Source organism: Testudinibacter sp. TW-1 (assembly GCF_050613185.1).
Lineage (GTDB): Bacteria > Pseudomonadota > Gammaproteobacteria > Enterobacterales > Pasteurellaceae > Chelonobacter.
This window is the reverse complement of sequence record NZ_CP192511.1, coordinates 209234-230390: the sequence shown is the minus strand read 5'-3', so window position 1 is coordinate 230390 and position 21157 is coordinate 209234. Positions and strand designations below refer to the sequence as shown.

The 21157-nt window shown below is 48.1% G+C and carries 26 protein-coding genes; 16 read left to right on the top strand and 10 right to left on the bottom strand.

The window, feature by feature from the left end; all coding sequences use genetic code 11:
• Positions 1-152: 152 nt before the first annotated feature.
• The 3 genes from hcr to ACQ31U_RS01170 all read right to left on the bottom strand — a co-directional run bounded on the left by hcr (position 153) and on the right by ACQ31U_RS01170 (position 4000).
• Positions 153-1175 carry an NADH oxidoreductase gene (gene hcr, locus ACQ31U_RS01180; RefSeq protein WP_431053135.1) on the bottom strand — a complete coding sequence of 341 codons (1023 nt, stop codon included), beginning with the start codon at positions 1173-1175 and terminating at the stop codon, positions 153-155.
• Between the two features lie 71 nt (positions 1176-1246).
• Positions 1247-2902: a hydroxylamine reductase gene (gene hcp / locus ACQ31U_RS01175; RefSeq protein ID WP_431053133.1), complete on the bottom strand. Its 1656-nt coding sequence runs from the start codon at positions 2900-2902 to the stop codon at positions 1247-1249.
• A gap of 288 nt (positions 2903-3190) precedes the next feature.
• Positions 3191-4000 (bottom strand): outer membrane protein assembly factor BamD, encoded by an 810-nt coding sequence (locus ACQ31U_RS01170; protein WP_431053131.1) that lies wholly within the window; start codon positions 3998-4000, stop codon positions 3191-3193.
• A 194-nt stretch (positions 4001-4194) separates the two neighbouring features.
• Between ACQ31U_RS01170 and rluD the strand changes: the two genes are divergently transcribed.
• The 8 genes from rluD (at position 4195) to ACQ31U_RS01130 (ending at position 10741) form a co-directional block, all read left to right on the top strand.
• Positions 4195-5172: a 23S rRNA pseudouridine(1911/1915/1917) synthase RluD gene (rluD, locus tag ACQ31U_RS01165; RefSeq protein WP_431053129.1), complete on the top strand. Its 978-nt coding sequence runs from the start codon at positions 4195-4197 to the stop codon at positions 5170-5172.
• Complete coding sequence (gene pgeF, locus ACQ31U_RS01160; RefSeq protein ID WP_431053127.1) at positions 5172-5906, top strand: peptidoglycan editing factor PgeF; 735 nt, start codon at positions 5172-5174, stop codon at positions 5904-5906. The genes rluD and pgeF overlap by 1 nt, the downstream gene beginning before the upstream one ends.
• A 98-nt stretch (positions 5907-6004) precedes the next feature.
• On the top strand, positions 6005-6667 hold the full coding sequence (locus tag ACQ31U_RS01155) for a Bax inhibitor-1 family protein (protein WP_431053125.1): 663 nt from the start codon (positions 6005-6007) through the stop codon (positions 6665-6667).
• Positions 6668-6759: 92 nt separating this feature from the next.
• Entirely contained in the window at positions 6760-7086 is a 327-nt protein-coding gene (locus tag ACQ31U_RS01150; protein ID WP_431053123.1) for a TusE/DsrC/DsvC family sulfur relay protein, read from the top strand.
• 151 nt (positions 7087-7237) lie between these two features.
• Positions 7238-8119, top strand: a complete 882-nt coding sequence (locus tag ACQ31U_RS01145; RefSeq protein WP_431054251.1) for a metal ABC transporter substrate-binding protein — start codon at positions 7238-7240, stop codon at positions 8117-8119.
• Positions 8119-9018, top strand: coding sequence for an ATP-binding cassette domain-containing protein (locus tag ACQ31U_RS01140; RefSeq protein WP_431054250.1), 900 nt, complete (start codon positions 8119-8121; stop codon positions 9016-9018). The genes ACQ31U_RS01145 and ACQ31U_RS01140 overlap by 1 nt, the downstream gene beginning before the upstream one ends.
• A complete protein-coding gene (locus ACQ31U_RS01135) occupies positions 9019-9882 on the top strand; it encodes a metal ABC transporter permease (protein ID WP_431053121.1) in 864 nt (287 codons plus the stop codon). It abuts the gene before it with no gap.
• Positions 9866-10741, top strand: coding sequence for a metal ABC transporter permease (locus ACQ31U_RS01130; RefSeq protein ID WP_431054249.1), 876 nt, complete (start codon positions 9866-9868; stop codon positions 10739-10741). Before ACQ31U_RS01135 ends, ACQ31U_RS01130 begins: the two co-directional genes overlap by 17 nt.
• Here the strand turns inward: ACQ31U_RS01130 and ACQ31U_RS01125 are convergent.
• Positions 10738-11010 (bottom strand): acylphosphatase, encoded by a 273-nt coding sequence (locus tag ACQ31U_RS01125; protein WP_431053119.1) that lies wholly within the window; start codon positions 11008-11010, stop codon positions 10738-10740. The genes ACQ31U_RS01130 and ACQ31U_RS01125 overlap by 4 nt on opposite strands.
• A 168-nt stretch (positions 11011-11178) precedes the next feature.
• On the opposite strand from ACQ31U_RS01125, the gene ACQ31U_RS01120 reads away from it, so the two are divergent.
• From ACQ31U_RS01120 to yccS, 4 genes are all read left to right on the top strand, one after another.
• Positions 11179-11838 (top strand): curli polymerization inhibitor CsgI-related protein, encoded by a 660-nt coding sequence (locus ACQ31U_RS01120; protein WP_431053117.1) that lies wholly within the window; start codon positions 11179-11181, stop codon positions 11836-11838.
• A 79-nt stretch (positions 11839-11917) separates the two neighbouring features.
• Complete coding sequence (locus ACQ31U_RS01115) at positions 11918-12376, top strand: methylglyoxal synthase (protein ID WP_431053115.1); 459 nt, start codon at positions 11918-11920, stop codon at positions 12374-12376.
• 7 nt (positions 12377-12383) lie between these two features.
• Positions 12384-12830: a YccF domain-containing protein gene (locus tag ACQ31U_RS01110; protein ID WP_431053113.1), complete on the top strand. Its 447-nt coding sequence runs from the start codon at positions 12384-12386 to the stop codon at positions 12828-12830.
• A gap of 23 nt (positions 12831-12853) precedes the next feature.
• Complete coding sequence (gene yccS / locus ACQ31U_RS01105) at positions 12854-15016, top strand: YccS family putative transporter (RefSeq protein WP_431053111.1); 2163 nt, start codon at positions 12854-12856, stop codon at positions 15014-15016.
• 3 nt (positions 15017-15019) lie between these two features.
• Here the strand turns inward: yccS and ACQ31U_RS01100 are convergent, their stop codons facing one another.
• The 3 genes from ACQ31U_RS01100 to ACQ31U_RS01090 form a co-directional block, all read right to left on the bottom strand.
• Positions 15020-15322, bottom strand: a complete 303-nt coding sequence (locus ACQ31U_RS01100; RefSeq protein WP_431053110.1) for a HigA family addiction module antitoxin — start codon at positions 15320-15322, stop codon at positions 15020-15022.
• A gap of 12 nt (positions 15323-15334) precedes the next feature.
• The gene (locus tag ACQ31U_RS01095; protein WP_431054248.1) at positions 15335-15418 is read right to left on the bottom strand and encodes a hypothetical protein; all 84 of its coding nucleotides are present in this window, start codon (positions 15416-15418) and stop codon (positions 15335-15337) included.
• A 329-nt stretch (positions 15419-15747) separates the two neighbouring features.
• Entirely contained in the window at positions 15748-16317 is a 570-nt protein-coding gene (locus tag ACQ31U_RS01090) for a TorD/DmsD family molecular chaperone (protein WP_431053108.1), read from the bottom strand.
• Positions 16318-16414: 97 nt separating this feature from the next.
• Between ACQ31U_RS01090 and nfo the strand changes: the two genes are divergently transcribed.
• The 3 genes from nfo (at position 16415) to gloA2 (ending at position 18363) form a co-directional block, all read left to right on the top strand.
• Positions 16415-17263: a deoxyribonuclease IV gene (nfo, locus tag ACQ31U_RS01085; RefSeq protein WP_431053106.1), complete on the top strand. Its 849-nt coding sequence runs from the start codon at positions 16415-16417 to the stop codon at positions 17261-17263.
• A 158-nt stretch (positions 17264-17421) separates the two neighbouring features.
• Positions 17422-17922, top strand: coding sequence for an NlpC/P60 family protein (locus tag ACQ31U_RS01080; protein WP_431053104.1), 501 nt, complete (start codon positions 17422-17424; stop codon positions 17920-17922).
• Between the two features lie 30 nt (positions 17923-17952).
• Positions 17953-18363 (top strand): SMU1112c/YaeR family gloxylase I-like metalloprotein, encoded by a 411-nt coding sequence (gene gloA2, locus ACQ31U_RS01075; protein WP_431053102.1) that lies wholly within the window; start codon positions 17953-17955, stop codon positions 18361-18363.
• 44 nt (positions 18364-18407) lie between these two features.
• On the opposite strand, the gene ycfP is transcribed toward gloA2, so the two are convergent.
• From ycfP to nfsA, 3 genes are read right to left on the bottom strand one after another with little or no spacing between them, the layout of a single operon-like run.
• Positions 18408-18950: an alpha/beta hydrolase YcfP gene (ycfP, locus tag ACQ31U_RS01070; RefSeq protein WP_431053100.1), complete on the bottom strand. Its 543-nt coding sequence runs from the start codon at positions 18948-18950 to the stop codon at positions 18408-18410.
• A 52-nt stretch (positions 18951-19002) separates the two neighbouring features.
• Positions 19003-19920 carry an ATP-grasp domain-containing protein gene (locus ACQ31U_RS01065; protein WP_431053098.1) on the bottom strand — a complete coding sequence of 306 codons (918 nt, stop codon included), beginning with the start codon at positions 19918-19920 and terminating at the stop codon, positions 19003-19005.
• Between the two features lie 12 nt (positions 19921-19932).
• Positions 19933-20667: an oxygen-insensitive NADPH nitroreductase gene (gene nfsA / locus ACQ31U_RS01060; RefSeq protein WP_431053096.1), complete on the bottom strand. Its 735-nt coding sequence runs from the start codon at positions 20665-20667 to the stop codon at positions 19933-19935.
• Between the two features lie 157 nt (positions 20668-20824).
• Here nfsA and ACQ31U_RS01055 point away from each other — a divergent pair, with 157 nt between their 5' ends.
• The gene (locus tag ACQ31U_RS01055) at positions 20825-21088 is read left to right on the top strand and encodes a GrxA family glutaredoxin (RefSeq protein ID WP_431053094.1); all 264 of its coding nucleotides are present in this window, start codon (positions 20825-20827) and stop codon (positions 21086-21088) included.
• Positions 21089-21157 lie beyond the last annotated feature (69 nt).

Below are 21157 nucleotides of genomic sequence, written 5' to 3'. Positions count from 1 at the left end.
TTAAAAATGAATATGTTGCATGTTCATATTACCCCTCCCTCCCCATTTTTCTTACGAAAAATGGTACTCCCTCCGCATGCGGAGGAAGAGAAGTCAGTTTGTCAGCAATCTAAAGTGCGGTTTACACCGCACTTGATGTCATCAATAACCGCTTAAATCACCGGCTCGACTTGCATATTGCCTTTAATTTGGCAACTGCACGCCAGCACATAACCTTGTGCGATTTCTTGCGCCGTTAACGGACCGGTGGTGCTGGTTTCATATTCGCCTTGTAGCACTTTGGTTTTGCATGAACCGCAAATACCGGTGCGGCAGGCGGCGATTACCGGAATGTTATTCTCTTCCAATGCGCTTAATAATGAAATGCCAAACGGTACGGAAACGGTTTGCTCGCCGATAATGCCGTACACGGTTAAACCGACTTGCTTGCTGTTGTCGCTCATGCAAACTTCGGTCGAAGAGTGGAACTGTTCGAGGAAGAAGCGCTCTTGCGGCACGCCGAGTTGCTCGCTGATGTCGCGAATGTGCTGCATATAGCTTTCCGGGCCGCAGGTTAATACGGTGCAATCGGCGATATTCGGCACGAGTTCTTGCAGCATTTGTTGTGAAATCCGTCCGGCGTAGAAGCCTTCGCTTGCCCCTTGCGACGAGTTCATATACAGCTTTAAGTGCGGATATTGCGCTTTCAACTGTTCCCACTCGCGTTTAAAAATCACGTCTTTCGGCGAATGGACGCTGTAGAACACGGTTAAATTGGCGTGCGGACGATTGACGCATAACCAACGCACCATTGACATAATCGGCGTGATACCGCAACCACCGGCAACCAGCAGATAATTGTCGCTGACAATTTTCGAGCAGGTGAAATCGCCTTTCGGATCAGACAGCCACAGGGTATCGCCGACGTTGACATCACGCGTCAGCCACGTCGAGCCGACCCCGTTTTCAATCCGGCGCACGGTTAAGGTGACATAGCGGCTTAAACCGGGCGTGGAGGAGAGGGTATAGGCGCGGGCGATGTCCGGCGTGTTTTTAATGCTGACCAAGGCATATTGCCCCGGTTCGTAGGGGTAAAAATCTTGTGCAATCAGTTCGAGGGTATAAACATCGTCGGTTTCCTGTACGATGTTGTTCACCATCATCTCATTGATACAAAAAGCATTTGGGTTTGACATAGTGAAATCCTGAAACAGAAAAGTGCGGTCAAGTCGACGCTGACCGCACTTGGGATTAAATCATGATGAAATTAGCGGGCTAAGGCTTGTTGCATATCTTGTTGCGGGTTGGTTAAACCGCGCAGACCGAATTTTTCATTCAGAATCGCCAGCAAATTATCGTTCAAGAATGCCGGGGCGGTCGGGCCGGTGTAAATGTCTTTCACGCCCAAGGCAAGCAGGGTTAATAAAATCACAATCGCTTTTTGTTCGAACCAAGACAGAACCAAGGTCAGCGGCAAATCGTTGACGCCGCAGCCCAATTTTTCCGCCAAGTTCACCGCCAGCATAATTGCCGAATAGGCGTCGTTACATTGACCGACATCGAGCAAGCGCGGTAAGCCGCCTTCCAAGGTGCCGAATTCCATTTTGTTGAAGCGGTATTTACCACAGCCTAAGGTTAAGACCACGCAATCTTCCGGCACATTGCGCGCAAATTCGGTGTAGTAGCTGCGTTCGCCCACGCTGCCGTCGCAGCCGCCGACCAAGAACACATGGCGTAATTTTTTCTCGGCAACCAAGTTAATCACTGCGTCAGACGCGTCCAACAGGGTTTGGCGACCGAAACCGACGGTGATGTTGTGTTCGATTTCACTGTAAGGGAAGCCCGTCATGGCTTGCGCTTTGGCGATCACTTCGCTGAAATCGCGATCGTCCAAGTGGCGCACGCCCGGCCAGCCGACGATACTGCGGGTGTAGATCCGATCCGCATAGTTACCGACATTCGGGTCGATAATGCAGTTGGAGGTCATGATCACCGGCCCCGGGAATTTGGCGAATTCACGTTGTTGATTCTGCCAACCGCCGCCGTAGTTGCCGACCAAATGGCGGTATTTTTTCAGTTCGGGATAACCGTGCGCCGGCAACATTTCGCCGTGGGTGTAAACGTTAATCCCGGTGCCTTCGGTTTGTTCCAACAAGGCTTTTAAGTCTTTCAAATCGTGACCGGAAATCAGAATACATTTACCGGCAATCGGTTTGACGTTGACGCTGGACGGCGTCGGGTTGCCGAAGGCGGCGGTTTCGCCTTTGTCCAATAGCCCCATCACGCTGAAATTCATGGTGCCGATACCGAGTGCATTTTTCAGCAGGGTGTCGATGTCGGTCGGTTGCGTGCCCAACCATGACATATATTGGTGGAATTCCAGATAGACTTGGTTGTCAAATTGCCCTAAGACATGGGCGTGTTCCATATAAGCGGCGGCGCCTTTTAAGCCGTATAAACACAGCATTCTTAAGCCGTGCACTTCTTCGCTGATGTCGTCAATGTCTTTATTTAAGGCGAAGTCTTCCGCTTGTTTCGTCAAGGCGGCAATATCGCTGCCGTTTAGGGTTAAATGCGCCAGCGGGTGATCGCTGTCGGTGCTCGGGTTCACCGCACGGCAACATTGGATCAGTTGATCACGATAGGCTTGCGCTTGTTGTGCATATTCAACAATCCGTTGCGAATCAAAGTTGACGTTGGTTAGAGTGGAGAAAAACGCTTGCGCGGTGAACGCATCAATTTCATTGTCGATAATCGCCAGTTCGCGCGCCTTAATTGCCCAAGTGGACAGGCTGTGCAGAACCGCGATTAATAAATCTTGCAGATCGGAGGTTTCCGCGGTCTTTCCGCACATACCTTGCGAGTAGCTGCAACCGTTGCCGACAGGGGTTTTCATGGTTTGTTCGCATTGAATGCAATACATCGTTCAAATTCCTTTTAAAGTTGTTTTCGTGATCGAGTAGAGTGAGTAGAGTAACTTCGCTGTTAATTGATTTAACAGGCGTATCATAAAAGGAATGGTTTAATAAAAGAAGTATTTATTATACCCATTTAAGGTTTTTTTGATTTAGATCGTATTTTGCTTTTAATGAGAATAAATACAATGGGGGAGAGATCAAAATATGCAGTGGAAAACCAACCAAGGCAGGCAGATAAAAAAACATACTGATACTTTGCAATATCAGTATGTTTTATGTGTTCGAAGTGCGGTTTATTGTGCGCTTGGTGCGAGTACGTTCGGAACTGTCAATTCCAAATCACCGCTCGGCACCGGAATTTCAGGGAAGGTTTTGCCTTCGCCTTGTTTGATTAAATCGGCAATTTTAGCCGCCGGCTCGGTCAGCCCCATCGCTTGATAGGATTTTTCCAACAACGGCAAGGCTTCATGGGTCGCTTGGCTGTCCGGATATTTATCTAACAGCCCTAATACCCGGTTAACCGTGGCGACATAAGCCTTGCGTTTGAAATAGAATTCGGCGACACGTTGTTCGTGGCGCGCCAAAGCGCTGCGCAGATAGGTGGCGCGCACCGCGGCGTCGGCAGCATATTGGCTGTTCGGGAAATGTTGTTGCAAGGTTTCGAAGTTATGCAGGGCGTTGGTCAGTGTCAACGGATCGCGCAAAGCGCGGTCGGTGCCGAAGGTTCTTTGCATAAAATGATCACCCAACTCGGTATTGATCAAGCCCGCGAGGTATAAGACGAAATCCAAATGCTGGCTGTTGCTGTGCAAGCGCAGGAAACGTTCGGCATTCGCCAATGCCAAGGTATATTCGGAATCCTTATAATAGGCATAAATCAAACCTAATTGTGCCTGTTCGGCATAAGCACCGAAAGGATAACGGCTGTCAACGGCATCCAGATAGCGGATTGCTTCAGTGTAATTTTCATCTAATAAATAGCTATTGGCTTTGCTGTATAACTCTTCTACCGGTAGATTTTCCACTCCCTTGTCGCCTGAAGAGCAGGCGGTAACAGCAAGTGCGGTCAATAACAGCAAGGCAAGTGATTTTAGTTTATGCATAATATAACAGTCCTAATATAGTGAAAGCTGAGAAATACAGAGACTATGACAACGGTTTTCAGACTAAGTTTGGTTACTTCACTGTAAACTTCAGTTACAATGACAGGCATAATCTTGTTGTGCTTATGTTGCGTTAAGTATTTTAACCATACTGGGCAAATAAGCAAATCAGAATTAAACGGATTCCATTCTTTATGACAAAACAACTACAATTAAGCACGCAAATTCAATTACATCAATTGGGACAACGCTTGGATCAGGCGTTGGCAGAGCGTTTTCCCGACTATTCCCGTTCACGGATTAAAACGTGGATCGAACAAAACAAAGTGCGGGTTAACGGGGAAATCGTCAATAAACCGCGGGAAAAAGTCTTCGGGGATGAGCGGATTGAAATTGATGTGGAAATCGAAGAAGAAAACCGCTTTGTGGCGCAGGATATTGCCTTGAATATCGTATATGAAGACGATGATATTCTGGTGATTAATAAGCCGAAAGATCTGGTGGTGCACCCCGGGGCGGGCAATCCCGACGGCACAGTGCTGAACGCGCTGTTGCACCATTATCCGCAAATTGCCGAAGTGCCGCGCGCCGGGATTGTGCACCGTTTGGATAAAGACACCACCGGTCTTATGGTGGTGGCGAAAACCATTCCGGCGCAAACCCGTTTGGTTTTCGCCTTGCAAAAACGCCGGATTACCCGTGAATATGAAGCGGTGGCGTTCGGGATTATGACTAAAGGCGGTACGGTTGATCAGCCGATGGCGCGCCACGGCACCAAACGCACACAAATGGCGGTGCACCCGATGGGCAAACCGGCGGTAACCCATTATCGGATTATGGAGCGTTTCCGTAACTACACGCGGCTGCGGCTGCGTTTGGAAACCGGGCGCACCCACCAAATTCGGGTGCACATGGCGCATATTGCCCACCCGCTATTAGGCGATCAAGTGTATGGCGGTCGCCCGCGCCCGCCGAAGGGGGCGAGCGAGGCGTTGCTAAGCGTGCTGCGTAATTTCCAACGTCAAGCCTTGCATGCGGTGATGTTGCGTTTGGAACATCCGATCACCGGCGAAGTGATGGAGTGGCACGCGCCGCTGCCGGAGGATTTTGTCGAGCTGGTGAATGCACTGAAGCAAGATTACGAACTGCATAAAGATGAATTGGATTATTAATGGAATTTCTTAAACCCGATTGGAATTTGGCGGATAATATCAAAGCGCTTTCTACGCTGCGCAGTGGCGGGGTGAGCGAACAGCCTTACGCCAGTTTTAACTTGGGCGCTCATGTCGGTGATCTTCCAAGTGCGGTCAGCGCCAACCGCTTACATTTGATCAAAACCGCCGCATTGCCGCAAGCGCCGCTGTACTTGAATCAAATTCACAGCATAGACGTGGTTCGTTTGCCTAGTGACGACCCGGCGCCGAACGCGGATGCGGCTTATACCGATCAAGCCGGGCAAGTGTGTTTGGTGATGACCGCCGATTGTTTACCGGTGCTGTTTGCCTCGGCGCAAGGCAATGAGGTCGCGGCGGCACATGCCGGTTGGCGCGGCTTGTGTGATGGCATTTTAGAAAATACGCTGGCACAGTTTAAGACCGAACCTTCGCAGATTGTGGCGTGGCTTGCCCCGGCAATCGGCGCAAACGCTTTTCAAGTGGGGCCGGAAGTGCGCTCGGCGTTTATGCAACAGGATCCGCAAGCGGCATCGGCATTTAAAACCGATTTGACCTCGCCGCAAAAATATTTCGCCGATTTGTATTTATTGGCGCGGCAACGGCTGCAAAAGTGCGGTCTGCAACAGATTTACGGCGGGGAATATTGCACTGTCAGCGATAAAACGCGCTTTTTTTCCTATCGGCGCGACGGCGTGACCGGACGCATGGCGAGCTTGATTTGGTTTGAATGAAACAACCGAATTTAGATTTGACTTTTTGGGCGGTAGCCCTTATGTTTAACGATGTGTTTTAACAATTGATTTACGATGATTTTCAAAGGAGAAAAACAATGCAACAACGTCTTGTGACTGATGTACGCCGTTCCGAACAATCGGTTTTAGCGACCAACAAAGTATTACGCAATACTTATTTTTTATTAGCGCTGACCGTCACCTTTTCCGCAGTGGTGGCTTATATCTCAATGGCGATGAATCTGCCGTATCCGGGTTTAATCGTGCTGCTAGTCGGCTTCTACGGCTTACTGTTTTTAACCAATAAATTAGCCGACAGCCCATTGGGGATTTTGTCTGCGTTTGCGTTCACCGGTTTTCTCGGCTACACCATCGGGCCGATTTTAAATCTGTATGTGCGCGAAGGTTTAGGCGATGTCGTGGTGTTGGCATTAGGCGGCACGGCGGCGGTATTCTTCGCTTGTTCGGCTTATGTTTTAACCACGAAAAAAGATATGTCGTTTCTAAGCGGAATGATGTTTGCGCTGTTTATTGTGTTGGTTGTCGGCGTGATTGCCAATATTTTCCTGCAAATCCCGGGATTACATTTGGCCATCAGCGCATTGTTTGTGGTGTTTTCAACCGGTGCGATTCTGTATGAAACCAGCAATATCGTTCACGGCGGCGAAACTAACTATATCCGCGCCACCATCGGCATTTATGTCTCGCTGTACAACCTGTTTATCAGCTTATTGAGCCTGATCGGCGCTTCACGCGATTAGTAAATTGTGCCGATAATCACAGTAATCGGTCTAACCATTTTCGTATGCCCCTAAATAGGGGCATAATTGTATCGGTCAAAACGTGAGAAGAAATGAAGATTAACGGCGAAACGATTGAATTGGATAAAGACGGCTATTTGCGGCACAGCGCACAATGGAACGAAGCGGTGGCGCAGGCATTGGCGGAAAAAGAGCGATTGGAACTCAGCGCCGCCCACTGGGAAGTGATCCATTTTGTGCGCGATTTTTATCAGGAATATAAAACTTCACCGGCGATTCGCATGTTGGTGAAAGCGATGGCGGATAAGTTGGGGGCGGACAAAGGTAACAGCCGTTATTTGCAGCGCTTGTTTCCCGAAGGTCCGGCGAAACAGGCGACCAAGTTGGCAGGGCTGCCGAAACCGGCTAAGTGCTTATAAAAACCAGATAGAAATTGTGTAAATATCTTTAATTGATAATTATTCGTATTTGAATTGGATGGATTTATTGATATAGTGTTAAACGGAGCAACAAGCGTTGCTTTGCACGTTTAACCTATCAATCAATAAGGAGCAACAAATGAATAAGCAGATAAAAAACCTTGTCAGCAGTCTGGTGTTAAGTTGCGTATTCGCATTTTCTGCGAATGCAGCCGCCAAGCCGTTCAAAGTGATGACAACCTTCACTGTAATCCAAGATATTGCGCAGAATGTTGCCGGTGACGCGGCGGTTGTCGAATCGATCACTAAGCCTGGCGCGGAAATTCACGATTATCAAGTCACCCCGAAGGATGTGATCAAAGCGCAGCAGGCGGATCTGATTTTATGGAACGGTTTGAATTTGGAACGCTGGTTTGAACGCTTTTTTGAAAATATGCCGAATAAACCGGTGGCGGTGGTGACCGAAGGAATCGAGCCGTTGCCGATTTCGGAAGGGGCTTATCAAGGCGCCCCCAATCCGCATGCGTGGATGTCGCCGAGCAATGCGTTGATTTATGTGGAAAATATCCGTCAGGCGTTGGTCAAACACGATCCGCAAAATGCCGACGTTTATAACCGTAACGCAGCGACCTATAGCGAAAAAATCAAAGCGATTGATACGCCGTTACGCGAAAAAATCAAGGCGATTCCAAGTGAAAAACGCTGGTTGGTGACGTCCGAAGGCGCATTCAGCTATTTAGCCAAAGATTACGGCTTTAAAGAGTTATATTTATGGCCGATCAATGCCGAACAGCAAGGTTCGCCGCAACAAGTGCGGTCTGTCATCGATCAGGTGAAAGCCAATAACATTCCGGTGGTGTTCAGCGAAAGTACGGTTTCCGATCGTCCGAGTAAGCAAGTCGCCAAAGAAACCGGCGCAAAATACGGCGGCGTGTTGTATGTCGATTCCCTGTCGCAAGCGGACGGCGCCGTGCCGACCTATTTGGATTTGTTGCAAGTGACGGTTTCGACCATAGTGAAAGGATTTGAATGATGATAAACGGCAAGGGTGCAGGCGGCGGCGATCCGCTGTTGGACGTTCATGATATCAGCGTGCGCTACAATAACGGGCATACCGCACTTCATGATGTTTCGTTTTCTCTTAACGGCGGAACGACTTGCGCTCTGGTCGGTGTTAACGGCAGTGGCAAATCCACGCTGTTTAAAAGTTTAATGGGCTTGGTAAAACCGCTGCAAGGTTCGATTCGCTTGCACGGTTTGCCGGTGCACAAAGCGTTGAAGCAAAATCGCGTTTCCTATGTGCCGCAAGCCGAAGAAGTGGATTGGCAGTTTCCGGTGTCGGTGTATGACGTGGTGATGACCGGACGTTATGGCTACATGAATTTTTTGCGGATTCCGTCGGCATTGGATAAGCAAAAAGTCGAGCAGGCAATGCAACGGGTTGATATCAGCCACTTGCGTGATCGACAGATTGGCGAATTGTCCGGCGGGCAAAAAAAACGGGTGTTTTTGGCGCGTGCGTTGGCGCAAGAAAGTCAAATTATTCTGCTGGATGAGCCGTTTACCGGGGTGGATGTTAAAACCGAAAATGCGATTGTCGAACTGTTGGGGCAACTACGCGGCGAAGGGCATTTGATTTTGGTTTCGACCCATAATCTCGGCAGCGTACCGCACTTTTGCGATCAAGTGGTAATGATTAACCGCACCGTAATTGCCGCCGGCTGCACCGAAACCACCTTTACCCAAAAAAATCTGCAACGGGCGTTTGGCGGTGTACTGCGCTACCTCACTCTCGGCGGCGAAGTGCTGCATGATGACGAAGATAACCGCACCTTAACCGTGCTGACCGACGACGAGCACCCGGTGGTATTTTATGGTGAAAAAGGGGCGGAACTGCCGCCGACGACACCTTGCAATAAGGCAGAACCGTAAATGTGGCAACTTTTACTTGAGCCTTTCCAATATGAATACATGACCAAAGCGGTGGTGGTGAGCGCCTTGGTCGGGGGCGTATGTGCCTTTTTGTCGGCATATTTAATGCTGAAAGGTTGGTCGCTGATTGGCGATGCCTTGTCGCACGCGGTCGTACCCGGTGTGGCGATTGCCTATGCCTTGGCGTTGCCTTATGCGGTCGGTGCGTTTTTGTCCGGGCTGTTGGCGGCGTTGGCGATTTTGTGGATTAAATCGATCACCAAACTGCGCGAAGACGCGATTATCGGCTTTATTTTCACCACCTTTTTTGCGCTCGGTTTATTTATCATCTCGCTGAATCCGACCTCGGTTGACGTGCAGTCGATTATTCTCGGTAATATTTTAGGCATTGCCGATGAAGATGTGTTGCAAGTCGGGATTATTATTGCGGTCTGTGTGGTGTTTTTGCTGATTTTTTGGAAAGATCTGCTGTTAGTCTTTTTTGATGAAAGCCATGCGGTTTCGGTCGGGATTTCGCCGTTGCGCTTAAAAGTGTTGTTTTTCACCTTGTTGAGCGCCTGTGTGGTTGCCGCGTTGCAAACCGTCGGCGCGATTTTGGTGATTGCGATGGTGATCACCCCCGGGGCAACCGCCTATTTATTAACCGATCGCTTCGGGCGTTTAGTGTGGATTGCGGTTGGTTTAGGTTTTGGTACCAGTGCGGTCGGGGCGTATCTCAGTTATTTTCTCGACGGCGCAACCGGCGGTCTGATCGTGTTTTTGCAAACGCTGTTATTTCTGCTCGCCTTTTTCTTCTCGCCTAAATATGGCATGTTGAAACGTAATAAAATCAAGGAGAAAGCTGATGATGGCCGAGCTGTTTAATTGGTTTTACGAGCCTTTTTCCTTTGAGTTTATGCGCCAAGCGTTGCTGACCGCACTTTTGGTGGCGGTGGTGTGCGCCTTGCTGTCGTGTTATTTGGTGTTGAAAGGCTGGTCGTTGATGGGCGACGCGATTGCGCATGCGGTATTGCCGGGCGTGGTGATTGCGTTTCTCTTGGGGCTGCCGTTGACGGTCGGCGCTTTCTTTTCCGGCGTTTGTTGTGCCTTGGCGACCGGCTATTTGAAAGAAAATAGCCGCCTAAAAGAAGATACGGTGATGGGCATTGTGTTTTCCGGGATGTTTGCTTTCGGGCTGATTTTATTCGTCAACGTCGATAGCGATCAACATTTAAGCCATATTCTGTTTGGTAATTTGCTCGGCGTAACCCAAGCGGCGTTTCAACTGACGCTGTGGATTTCGCTGTTCACCTTCGTGATTGTGTTTTTAAAACGCAAAGATTTTCTGTTGTACTGTTTTGATCCGGTTCAAGCGGCGGTGGTCGGCTTGCCGGTGCGTTTGTTGCACTATTTATTGTTGATGCTACTTGCCTTAACCATCATCAGCGCCATGCAGGTGGTCGGGGTGATTTTGGTGGTAGCGTTATTGATCGCCCCGGGCATTACCGCCTTTTGCCTCACCAAATCGTTTAACCGCATGCTGCTGATTGCGATCAGCGTGTCGCTGCTGTCGAGCGTGCTCGGCACGATTTTCAGTTATCATTGGGATTCCGCGACCGGACCAACGATTGTGTTGGTGCAATCTTGTTGTTTTATCTTTGCCTTGCTCTACCGCACTTGGCGCACCCAGCGGGATAAAGTGCGGTTTCAACAACAGACTAGCCCACATAAAAGTGCGGTCTAATAAGCGATGGCGAATTCGCGAAAGCGCACTTCGTCTTGATAAGGCCGCTCTAACACCTGATCGACTGTGGCGGAGCGCGGGCCGCCTTGTTGCAGCCAGTGGCGCAGGGCGTCGATTTGTTGTTCGCTGCCTTGCGCAATCACTAATACACTGCCGTCGGACAGATTGCGGACATTGCCTTTCAATCCCAATTCAGACGCCTTGCGCCATGTAAAATAACGAAAGCCCACGCCTTGTACGATCCCGTAAACATTAAATTGAACTTGCATAACGCCTCCATAAGCCTAAGGCAACTCTCAAATTTGGATAAAAATGCTAAATGACTATTTTATTTTATAATGTTTTGGCATAGGATAGACACAACCAATTTGGTTTTTGTAAAAAATCTGACCCTGATCGGGTTTTTTACCGATTTTTCTTATCATTGAGGAAATAACATGAAATTAGCTCATTTAGCGATTAGTGCCGTAGCATTGTTAACGGGTTTCAGTGCCGTAGCTGCAGAAATCAGTACATCATCCAATCTGGAAATATTGGCTGTCGATGGTCAAAAAGCCGGTGGCGGTTTATTGAAAAAAAATAAAACGGTAACGGTCGCCGACAACGAGACACACCAAGTTGTGGTACGAGTGGCGGAAATTATCCGCTCAGGTTCCGATCGCCGCTTATTCGAATCTGCGCCTGTGATCGTCAGATTCAAAGCCGGCAGTGAAAATATTCAAATTAAAGCGGACGGCGTGCTTGATGAAAGCGACGCCGCTCGTTTTGACAAAAATCCGAAAGTGAGTGTCGTAACGGCAAGCGGTCAGGCTGTGGCGAGCGAGCAAGATATTTTATCGCAAGACGGTTTGTTCCCGGGAAGAAACATCGCTGAAGATTTATCAAGCTACAATAGCAGCGGCGGTAAAGCAGCGGTAGCCGGATTTGCCAGTGCCAGTATGCCGGTTGCGATGGGAATGGCAAATGTGGGCAAAGCTTCAAAAGGTCAAGTGACCGTACAAGGGGAAAACGTTGCGGAACAGCAATTGCAATATTGGTTCCAACAAGCCGATAAAGCAACGCAACAACGTTTCTTGAATTGGGCGAAAAAACAATAAGCAGTAAAATTAAAATAATAAAAAAGTGAGCTTGGCTCGCTTTTTTATTTTAACCGGCAATAAGACAGAAGGACTGGCGATGAAAACAACAACCCGTCAAATTGGTGTAAAAAAACAGATTGCGTTAGTGGCGCATGATCATTGCAAGCAAAGTTTGGTCGATTGGTGCTTAAAAAACCGCACTTCGTTGGCACAACACGATTTATACGGCACCGGCACCACCGGAAATCTGATTGAGCAAAAGAGCGGTTTGGCAATTAAGGCGCTATTGAGCGGCCCGATGGGCGGTGATCAGCAACTTGGCGCGATGATTGCCGAAGGCAAAATCGATTTGCTGGTATTCTTTTGGGATCCGATGAATGCGGTGCCGCACGATCCCGATGTGAAAGCCTTAATGCGGATTTCGACGGTATGGAATATCCCGGTGGCAATGAATCCGGCGACCGCCGACTTTCTGATCAGCTCACCTTGTTTTAATAATCCGGTCGAGATTGAAATTCCCGATTATGCCGGCTATCTGGCGGAACGTTTAAAATAGGTAGAATATGAATTTAGCGCTGAATATTTTCAACTTTGTTTTTTTCGGATTCAGTACCGTGTTGGGGTGGTTTTTCGCTACGATCCTAAGTGCGGTTTTAATTGTCACTTTGCCTTATACCCGCAGTTGTTGGGAAATCACCAAAATGGCATTGGTGCCGTTTGGTCACGAAATTGTGCATGTCAAATATCTGCAACCGACCAATTCTCTGAGTAATAATGTGGGCAGTATACTGAATATTATTTGGTTTGTGGTGTGTGGTTGGTGGCTGTGTTTGCTGCATATTATGGTGGGTATTTCACAGTGCGTTACCATTATTGGTATTCCAAGCGGAATCGGACATTTCAAACTGGCGCAAATTGCCTTGTTCCCGGTTGGGCAGCGTGTGGTGTCAAGCGAAATGGCGCAGACGGTTACAGGGCGGCAATTTACCCAACCGTTTGATCACCGTTAACAACGGAGCGCTAAGGCAACATTGTGAAAACATTCTCTTGGCTGAACAGTAAAGTGATTGCGGTGATTCCGGTGTTTATCGCCGTCAACATCGCTGCCGGATTGGTATGGTATTGGTCGATTTCGGCAGTCGCAATGCCGTTTGTGTTGGGAATTATTGCCGCCGGTTTGGTCGATTTGGATCACAGTCTGAGCGGAAAGATCAAAAATATCCTGATTACGCTCGCCGCATTTACCACCTCCGCTTTCGGCGCGCAAATTTCACTGAATAATCCGCTTTATTTTGCCTTGATGATGACGCTGTTCACCTTCGTGTTCACCATGATGGGTGCACTGGGACAGCGTTACAGCACCATTGCCTTCGGCACCTTGATTGTCGCGCTTTACACCTCATTGACCTATTTGCCGCAAACGGAATGGTATATCAATCCGTTAATGATTGTTTGCGGCACGTTGCTGTATAGCATTTGCTCGGTGCTGACCTATCTGTTTTTTCCACGTTACAAAGTGGATGAAAATCTGGCAAACGCCTATTTGGCACTTGCCGATTATCTGGATTGCAAATCCAAATTTTTTGATCCCGATGAAAGTGAAAACAGCGAGCCATTGCACTTGGAATTGTCACAACTCAACAGCAACGTGATCAATGCTTTTAGCTTATGCCGCCAATCGCTGTTTTATCGTTTGGGCAGGCAGCAACACCGTTCGTCTAAAACCAGCCGGTTGATCCGCTATTATTATGCGGCGCAGGATATTCACGAGCGCGCCAGTTCATCGCATTTCAATTATCGCAAGCTGGTACAAAAACTGCAAAACAGCGATTTGATTTTCCGTATTCAGCGTTTGTTGGAATTACAAGCGGACGATTGCCGCGATATTGCCAATGCGATTTTGAAACGTGAAACCTACCAACCGAAAGATCGCCTGCAAAGAGCGGTCGGCGGGCTTGATCATTCTTTTCGGCATTTTATCAACCAGTATCCGGACAGCTCACAAGCGGAAAATTTGCGTACCCTAATCGCCAATTTAAAACATATTCTATGGCAGCTGCTGTTTCTTGGTAAAGAAAGCAATGAAATCCAACAATCTTTCAGCCAAATTATCAGCACTGACAGCGTGCGCGGACTGCGTGAAATTATTGCGGCGGTGAAGAATCATCTGACATTCGAATCGCAACTGTTCCGCCATGCGGTGCGGTTGTCGTTAGTGGTGTTGGTCTGTTGTATCATTGCCGTCGGTTTGAATTTAGAGCGAGGATACTGGGTGCTGCTGACGGCGATTTTTGTCTGTCAACCGAATTATTCGGCGACCAAAAAACGTTTGCGTGATCGGGTGATCGGCACTTTACTCGGGGTGGTTATCGGCTCGCTGTTGCCCTATTTTACAGCGACCTTAGCCGCCAAACTGGGCGTTTTAGTCGCCACCAGCACCCTGTTTTTCTTCTTTAGAAGCAATAATTACCGTTTTTCCACGTTGTTTATCACCATACAAGTGCTGGTCAGTTTTGACATCAGCGGCTTTGATCTGCATGCCGCGATGTTGCCGCGCGTGATTGACACCTTAATCGGCGCCAGCGTGGCATGGCTGGCGGTGTCTTATCTGTGGCCGGATTGGAAATACATGAAGATCATGCGCCTTATCCGGCGCAGCATTCAGAATAACGCCCGTTATTTGCTGTATATTATGGCGCAACTGCAATTTGGCGAACGCAATCATGTCAATTACCGCAGCGTCCGTTTGGCGGCGCATGAAAGTGCGGCGGAATTAAACACGCTGATTGGTAATATGAACAGTGAAGCGGAAAAATACCGCACTTTTCTACCAAACGCTTTCCAACTGTTGAAACAAAATTATCGTTTGCTTGGCTATATCTCGGCATTGGGGGCATTTCGGCATACCATGGGAGAGCATGGGGACAATAACTATTTCTTAATTGACCTTTATCCGGCGGCACGGGAATTAATCGAGGTGTTGCAAACCCTGGAACAACTGCCGGAAGCGCAATTCCAACAGAAAATCGAGCATATTCGGCAACGTTTGCAACTTGAAGCGAATATGCAATTTGCTAGCGCAACCCAGCTGCAACAAGACAGAGTGCTGCGCCAACAGCTGAATATGATGACCCAACTGCTGCCGGAATTGTACCAAAGCGTACAGCAGCAGTTGAAATTGGAGGCGGAGAAGTAACCGTTAAACCGTCAATGGTGCAGCCAAGTTCAGTGGTTTAATTTGCAACGGTTGAGGAGCGGTTTTCAGCTGCCAAATATCATAAGCCGCCTGTAATTTCAGCCATAAATCGGCACTACTGACACCGGCTAATTCTAGACGATAAGCCAAATTTGCAGAGACAGGGGCTCTCTCATGTAGAATTCGCGAAATGGTTTCACGTGAAAATCCCAAATGCGCGGCAAAATCGGTGATGGTCATTTGCAATTCGGGCAACACATCTTCACGTAAAATTGCACCGGGGTGAGTCGGTTTCCTGATTTTCATGATTTTTCCGCCTTAATGGTAATCTTCATAATCTAAAATATAAGCATGACCTTGTTTAAACTCAAAAGTAATGCGCCAATTTCCCGACACCGTCATCGACCAAACGTCGGCACGATTGCCTTTTAATTCATGTGATTTATAAAAAAGCGGAAATCACCAATACTGGCGGCTTTGTCGATAACATCGAGCATACGCAGTAATTTAGCCGCGTGTGCAGGATTAACCCCGTTGCTATAGCCTTATTTCAAATAACTGCTTTAGCCCTTTATGTTTAAAACTTTTAATCATATGCCGTTTATTTGTGATGTATCGTATCACAAAATGGATACAAAGGTGAATCAAGAAGGCTATTTTAATCAGATAAAAATTCGGCGCAGTCCTTCGGGTTAATTTTTGCGATGAAGATCGTAAAAATAAGAATTAGCTTATTCTTCTTTTTCACCCTCTTCTTCCAACTCGTCCGCCATGGCCGATAACGCCTCGCGGCAGAGTTGCGCTAGGGCGCGGTAGAAACCCTGATCATGCGCTTCGACTTTGCCGAGAAATTTGCTCATGACGGGCAGTAAAAATTGTTCAAATAAGGTTTGTTGTGCCAGTGTCGAATCGACATTGTCTTCCAACCATGACGCGGTCAGCAATAAATGGGCGACATGATCCGCTTGTGGCAGTGCGTCCATACCCCGTTGGTTTCTGAATTCAATAAAATCGGCTAAATTGTCGCGATAAGCTGAAATCTTCGGGCTTACTGTGCCGTTTTCGGCGAAAAGTTGTTGGTATTCTGCGTTTAATTGTTCAATGGCAACCGCACTTTGCAACTGTTGTAACGTCTTTTCGCTTTGGCTGTCGGTGCTCAATGCCCAAAGTGCGGTCAGGTTGCCTTGTTGCAGCCAAGTGAAAATCGGCGCAAGCACCTCATCTTGCGGCGTGCGGTAAAACAGATTGCCGAACAAGCGGCAAAGCATGGAAAAATCATTAATCGTAGTCGTTGTTGTCATCGGAATTGCCCTCATTATCGTATCAATAGGTTTCGGCGGGTTAAAATTTCGGTACAATGCTAACATAAAATCAGCCATAAATTAGGATTAGAAACAGATGAAATATATCGGTGCGCACGTCAGTGCCGGCGGCGGCGTGGAAAATGCCGTGACCAATGCGGTGGCAATCGGCGCGAATGCCTTTGCGTTGTTTACCAAAAACCAACGCCAGTGGGTGGCAAAACCGCTGACGGAAAGCAGTATCAAACAATTTAAACAGGCGCTTTATCAGGCGAAAATCGATCCGAAACACGTTTTGCCGCACGACAGCTATCTGATTAATTTAGGACACCCTGAAGCAGAAGCGTTGGCGAAATCGCGCGCTGCGTTTATCGATGAAATGCAGCGTTGCCGGCAGTTGGGCTTATCGTTGCTGAATTTTCACCCCGGCAGCCATTTGCGCCGAATTTCCGAACAGGATTGTATTGCGATTATCGCCGAATCGATCAATCTGGCACATCAACAAGTGCCGAATGTGGTGGCGGTGATTGAAAATACCGCAGGGCAGGGTTCGAATATCGGTTATCGTTTCGAACATCTGGCGGGAATTATCGAACAAGTTGAGGATAAAAGCCGGGTCGGCGTGTGTTTGGATACCTGCCATACCTTTTCCGCCGGTTACGACATCTCAAGTGCGGTCGGTTGTGAGCGGGTGTTTCATGAATTTGCACGGATTGTCGGTTTTGAGTTCCTGAAAGGCATGCACCTCAACGGCTCGAAAACCGCACTTGGCAGCCGGGTGGATCGGCATGATGTCTTACGTGGCGGCACAATCGGCACGGCGGTATTTGAATACATTATGCAACATGACGAATTTAATGATATGCCGCTGATTTTGGAAACCGTCAAGCCGGAAATTTGGGCGGAAGAAATTAATTGGTTGCGCAATTTGGCGTCTGAGGTTTAGAGAATTTCTTAACGTTATCGATTTTTATTAACGATTTTTTGAAGTTGCTCAAAAAAATAGATTTATCTGGCAAAAAAAACGGCTTTTTGCTGGAAAGGCAGCGTTACTTTCCGTAGAATCAAAGCACTTTCGAAGATTAATAACCTCTAATTCATATTATGTTGCGTAAACTGCTTTTTATTTTCGGCATTGCCGCTTTAACCGCCTGTAGTCATAACGGGCAACATACCGTTTATCAGTCCCAAGATACGCGTATCCGCACCAATTTGCCGAAAAATATCGGTAATGGCGTGAGCTTAGCGCAATTTACTAAACTGCATGAGTTTTACCACAACTGGCAGGGCGTGCGCTACCGTTTGGGCGGCACAACCCAAAACGGGATTGATTGCTCCGCCTTTGTATTAAACGCGTTTGATCGTGCGTTTGGGCTGCAAATGCCGCGCAGCACCGCCGAACAACGCCATGTCGGTAAAAAAATCAATAAAAGCGAGTTGGAATTTGGCGATTTGGTGTTCTTCCGTAAAAATAAACATGTGGGCATTTATATCGGCAACGGAGAGTTTATCCACGCCAGCACCAGTAAAGGCGTCACCACCAATTCGTTATCCGAAAACTATTGGTCGCGAAACTACACCCAATCGCGCCGTGTGATTAATTAACTGACATAAATCATAAAGGAAAGTGCGGTTATGCCGGCAAACCCGATTCTTGGTTTTCATCATGTCGCACTGATTGTCTCCGATTACGCACGTTCAAAGCAGTTCTATTGTGAAATCTTGGGCGCAAGCGTTATCGCCGAAACCTACCGTGCCGAACGGCAAAGCTATAAATTGGATTTAGCCTTTGCCGACGGCAGCCAAATCGAACTATTTTCTTTCCCTAATCCGCCCGAACGCTTAACCCAACCCGAAGCCTGCGGTTTGCGCCATCTTGCGTTTCAAGTCGCCGATCTGCAAAGTGCGGTCGATTATTTGCAACAACGGGGCGTAGCTTGCGAACCGATCCGTATTGATCCGCTCACCGGCAAACCATTTACCTTTTTTCAAGATCCTGACGGTTTACCACTGGAATTTTATCAAGGGGAGTTTTATCGGGTTTGAGCTATTCGTTGGCAACAAAGTGCGGTTCAACCGCACTTTCGTGTTTAAGCCTGCTTTTTAAATTCGGCGATGCGTTGTAAATGTTGTGAGATTTTCTTGAATTTATGGCTTTCGTTTTCGTCCCAAACAATGTCATAGAACGGCGAAAGCGTGTCGGCGCTGCGTTGCGAATCTAAAATGCCGTCCTCTTTTGATAAGAACACCAAACAGCGTTGGCGGTTTTTTTCACGGAAATGCTCCACGCATTTGGTGGCGATGTCTTGGTATTCTTCCGGACGGTCGATTTTGCCCTGCATATTTTCATAGGGAAACAGATTCGGATTGAAAATCGCTTGTTTAATGCGGCATAAGAAACCGATTCGCTCCGCCCAGTAGCCGCCTAAGCCGACACCGCAAATCAGCGGCGCGGGATCTTTGCTCTCATTCACCAATTTATGCACTTCGTTCAGCAAATGCTGCATATCGTGGCGCGGGTGCAAGGTGCTGTAGGTGACGAAACGCACGTCGGGATCGATAAATTTCAATTGTAGGATTTTTTCGTGATTCCCCGGACTATTGCAATCAAAACCGTGTAGATAAATAATCATTTTTGATTTCCCATAAAATACTTGTCAGGTGATAACCATAAACAATTTATGTTTATTGATCAACCGTTGCCGACAAAATCTGTTTTTCCAAATAGGCGATCATTTGCAGTGCGATGTCGATTTTACTGGTTTTTTCAATCAGTTCTAAGCCCGGACTGGCATTGACTTCCAAAATCATCGGGCCTTGATTGGAGCGGATAATATCCACCCCGGCAATATCAAGCCCTAAGGTTTGCACCGATTGCAGCGCCAAGGTTTTTTCCCGTTCGCTTAATTGGACTGGCTGCGCCTGCCCGCCGCGATGTGCATTGGCGCGAAATTCCCCGTTCTGCCCGCTGCGTTGCATACTGGCGATGATGTTGTTGCCGATCACGAAACAGCGGATATCCGAACCGTTGGCTTCGTGGATAAAATCTTGCAGCAGCGAGGCGATATTGGCTTGCTTCAGGGTTTCTAAAATACTGACCGCACTTTGCCGTTTTTCCGCCAACATCACGCCGATCCCTTGCGAACCGGACAGGGTTTTTAAAATCGTCGGCGAGGCAATTTGACCGACCGCATACTTGGCATCGAATTCATTGCCGCATAATGCGCTCGGCGGCACGGCGATGTCCTGTTGTTGCAACAACATCAAGCTGTGCCATTTGTCACGCGCATTCAAAAAGGCTTGCGAGCCGTTTAAACAGGGCACATCCATCGCTTCAAAATGGCGCAACAGCGCACAGCCCATCGCCGTGCTGCCCGAACCGAAACGCGGGATCACCGCGTCATAATCGGGCAATAAATACGGCGTTTGATCAAACCGCACTTGGTAATAAATTTTGAATTGGCGCGATTGCTCCTGATCCAGTTTTAACAAACAACGATTCGGATCGATAATATCCAACGTATGTCCGCAACTTTCCGCCGCCTCCAGCAAGCGTTGGCAGCTATATAAGCGCGGTTCGCGACACAGCATTAACAGTTTCATCGCCGATCTCCGCTATTTTTTGGCAAAACCCTGCCGTTGCAGATAGCCCAAAACGTGTGGACGCACCGGTTTGCCGAGGGTTTTCATCACATTGCGCGACCAATCCATGTCGGTTTGGCTGCGCTGCCAATAATAGTCGGCGACTTGGCGGTCATAATCTTGCAATAACGACGGATCGAGCGCTTGGTAACGGTTTTCACTGAGCAAAACCGCACCGGGTAAACGCGGTTTCAACGGCGGATCTTGATCGGGATAGCCCAGGCATAAACCGACTAACGGGATCACATGCTGCGGTAACTGCAACAGCTCTCCAACCTCTTGTATTTTATTACGAATCGAGCCGATATACACTCCGCCTAAACCGAGTGATTCGGCGCTTAACAGCACATTTTGCGCCATAATGCCGACATCGACACTGCCGATCAGCAACACTTCGCTGTAATCGGTCTGCGCCTCCGGCAGAATTTGGTGGTGGCGCTGGAAATCAATGCAAAACACCCAAAATTCCGCTGCGTCCGCAACATATTGTTGATCGGAAGCGTAGTATTTCATTTGCTCACGCACGGCGTTATCGGTAATTCGAATAATCGAAACGCATTGCAGATGATTCGAGGTTGAAGCGGCGCGGGCGCATTCGATTAAGGTTTGTACGGTTTCGGCGGCAATCGCTTGTTGGGTGAATTTACGGATAGAGCGGTGGGCAAGTGCGGTTGCAACGGTGCTTGATGTAGTCGGCTGTCGGCTCATACGGGAATCTCCAATCAATAACACGGAATAAATGAATGTGATGGCTTGATATATTACACCAATCACATTAATGCAGAAAAATCTTTTCTTATTTGCCGGCGGATCGGCTAGAATGGATCGGCTTAAAACAGTTATTTACCATGAAACAGGAGCTCCTATGTTTACCGTTATTTTTGGCCGTCCGGGCTGTCCTTATTGCGTACGTGCAAAAGCGTTAGCCGAAAAACTGCAAAACACCCGCGATGATTTCGAATATCGCTATGTTGATATTATCGCCGAAGGTATCAGCAAAGCGGATTTGTCTAAATCCGTCGGCAAAGAAGTGCAAACCGTGCCGCAAATCTTCATTGACGAGCAGCCAATCGGCGGTTGCACCGATTTTGAAGCGATCATCAAAGAGAAATTTGGTGTCGTAGCTTAAACCGCACTTTTTATCAATCGAAAAGCAAACGCGTTGTGCTTCGGCACGGCGCGTTTTTTATGCTATACT

Excerpts from the sequence above, each read along its gene's own strand:
- hcr (WP_431053135.1), bottom strand. The coding sequence starts at position 1,175 with ATGTCAAACCCAAATGCTTTTTGTATCAATGAGATGATGGTGAACAAC.
- hcp (WP_431053133.1), bottom strand. The coding sequence starts at position 2,902 with ATGTATTGCATTCAATGCGAACAAACCATGAAAACCCCTGTCGGCAAC.
- ACQ31U_RS01170 (WP_431053131.1), bottom strand. The coding sequence starts at position 4,000 with ATGCATAAACTAAAATCACTTGCCTTGCTGTTATTGACCGCACTTGCT.
- rluD (WP_431053129.1), top strand. The coding sequence starts at position 4,195 with ATGACAAAACAACTACAATTAAGCACGCAAATTCAATTACATCAATTG.
- pgeF (WP_431053127.1), top strand. The coding sequence starts at position 5,172 with ATGGAATTTCTTAAACCCGATTGGAATTTGGCGGATAATATCAAAGCG.
- ACQ31U_RS01155 (WP_431053125.1), top strand. The coding sequence starts at position 6,005 with ATGCAACAACGTCTTGTGACTGATGTACGCCGTTCCGAACAATCGGTT.
- ACQ31U_RS01150 (WP_431053123.1), top strand. The coding sequence starts at position 6,760 with ATGAAGATTAACGGCGAAACGATTGAATTGGATAAAGACGGCTATTTG.
- ACQ31U_RS01140 (WP_431054250.1), top strand. The coding sequence starts at position 8,119 with ATGATAAACGGCAAGGGTGCAGGCGGCGGCGATCCGCTGTTGGACGTT.
- ACQ31U_RS01135 (WP_431053121.1), top strand. The coding sequence starts at position 9,019 with ATGTGGCAACTTTTACTTGAGCCTTTCCAATATGAATACATGACCAAA.
- ACQ31U_RS01130 (WP_431054249.1), top strand. The coding sequence starts at position 9,866 with ATGGCCGAGCTGTTTAATTGGTTTTACGAGCCTTTTTCCTTTGAGTTT.
- ACQ31U_RS01125 (WP_431053119.1), bottom strand. The coding sequence starts at position 11,010 with ATGCAAGTTCAATTTAATGTTTACGGGATCGTACAAGGCGTGGGCTTT.
- ACQ31U_RS01120 (WP_431053117.1), top strand. The coding sequence starts at position 11,179 with ATGAAATTAGCTCATTTAGCGATTAGTGCCGTAGCATTGTTAACGGGT.
- ACQ31U_RS01115 (WP_431053115.1), top strand. The coding sequence starts at position 11,918 with ATGAAAACAACAACCCGTCAAATTGGTGTAAAAAAACAGATTGCGTTA.
- ACQ31U_RS01110 (WP_431053113.1), top strand. The coding sequence starts at position 12,384 with ATGAATTTAGCGCTGAATATTTTCAACTTTGTTTTTTTCGGATTCAGT.
- ACQ31U_RS01100 (WP_431053110.1), bottom strand. The coding sequence starts at position 15,322 with ATGAAAATCAGGAAACCGACTCACCCCGGTGCAATTTTACGTGAAGAT.
- ACQ31U_RS01095 (WP_431054248.1), bottom strand. The coding sequence starts at position 15,418 with ATGACGGTGTCGGGAAATTGGCGCATTACTTTTGAGTTTAAACAAGGT.
- ACQ31U_RS01090 (WP_431053108.1), bottom strand. The coding sequence starts at position 16,317 with ATGACAACAACGACTACGATTAATGATTTTTCCATGCTTTGCCGCTTG.
- nfo (WP_431053106.1), top strand. The coding sequence starts at position 16,415 with ATGAAATATATCGGTGCGCACGTCAGTGCCGGCGGCGGCGTGGAAAAT.
- ACQ31U_RS01080 (WP_431053104.1), top strand. The coding sequence starts at position 17,422 with ATGTTGCGTAAACTGCTTTTTATTTTCGGCATTGCCGCTTTAACCGCC.
- gloA2 (WP_431053102.1), top strand. The coding sequence starts at position 17,953 with ATGCCGGCAAACCCGATTCTTGGTTTTCATCATGTCGCACTGATTGTC.
- ycfP (WP_431053100.1), bottom strand. The coding sequence starts at position 18,950 with ATGATTATTTATCTACACGGTTTTGATTGCAATAGTCCGGGGAATCAC.
- ACQ31U_RS01065 (WP_431053098.1), bottom strand. The coding sequence starts at position 19,920 with ATGAAACTGTTAATGCTGTGTCGCGAACCGCGCTTATATAGCTGCCAA.
- nfsA (WP_431053096.1), bottom strand. The coding sequence starts at position 20,667 with ATGAGCCGACAGCCGACTACATCAAGCACCGTTGCAACCGCACTTGCC.
- ACQ31U_RS01055 (WP_431053094.1), top strand. The coding sequence starts at position 20,825 with ATGTTTACCGTTATTTTTGGCCGTCCGGGCTGTCCTTATTGCGTACGT.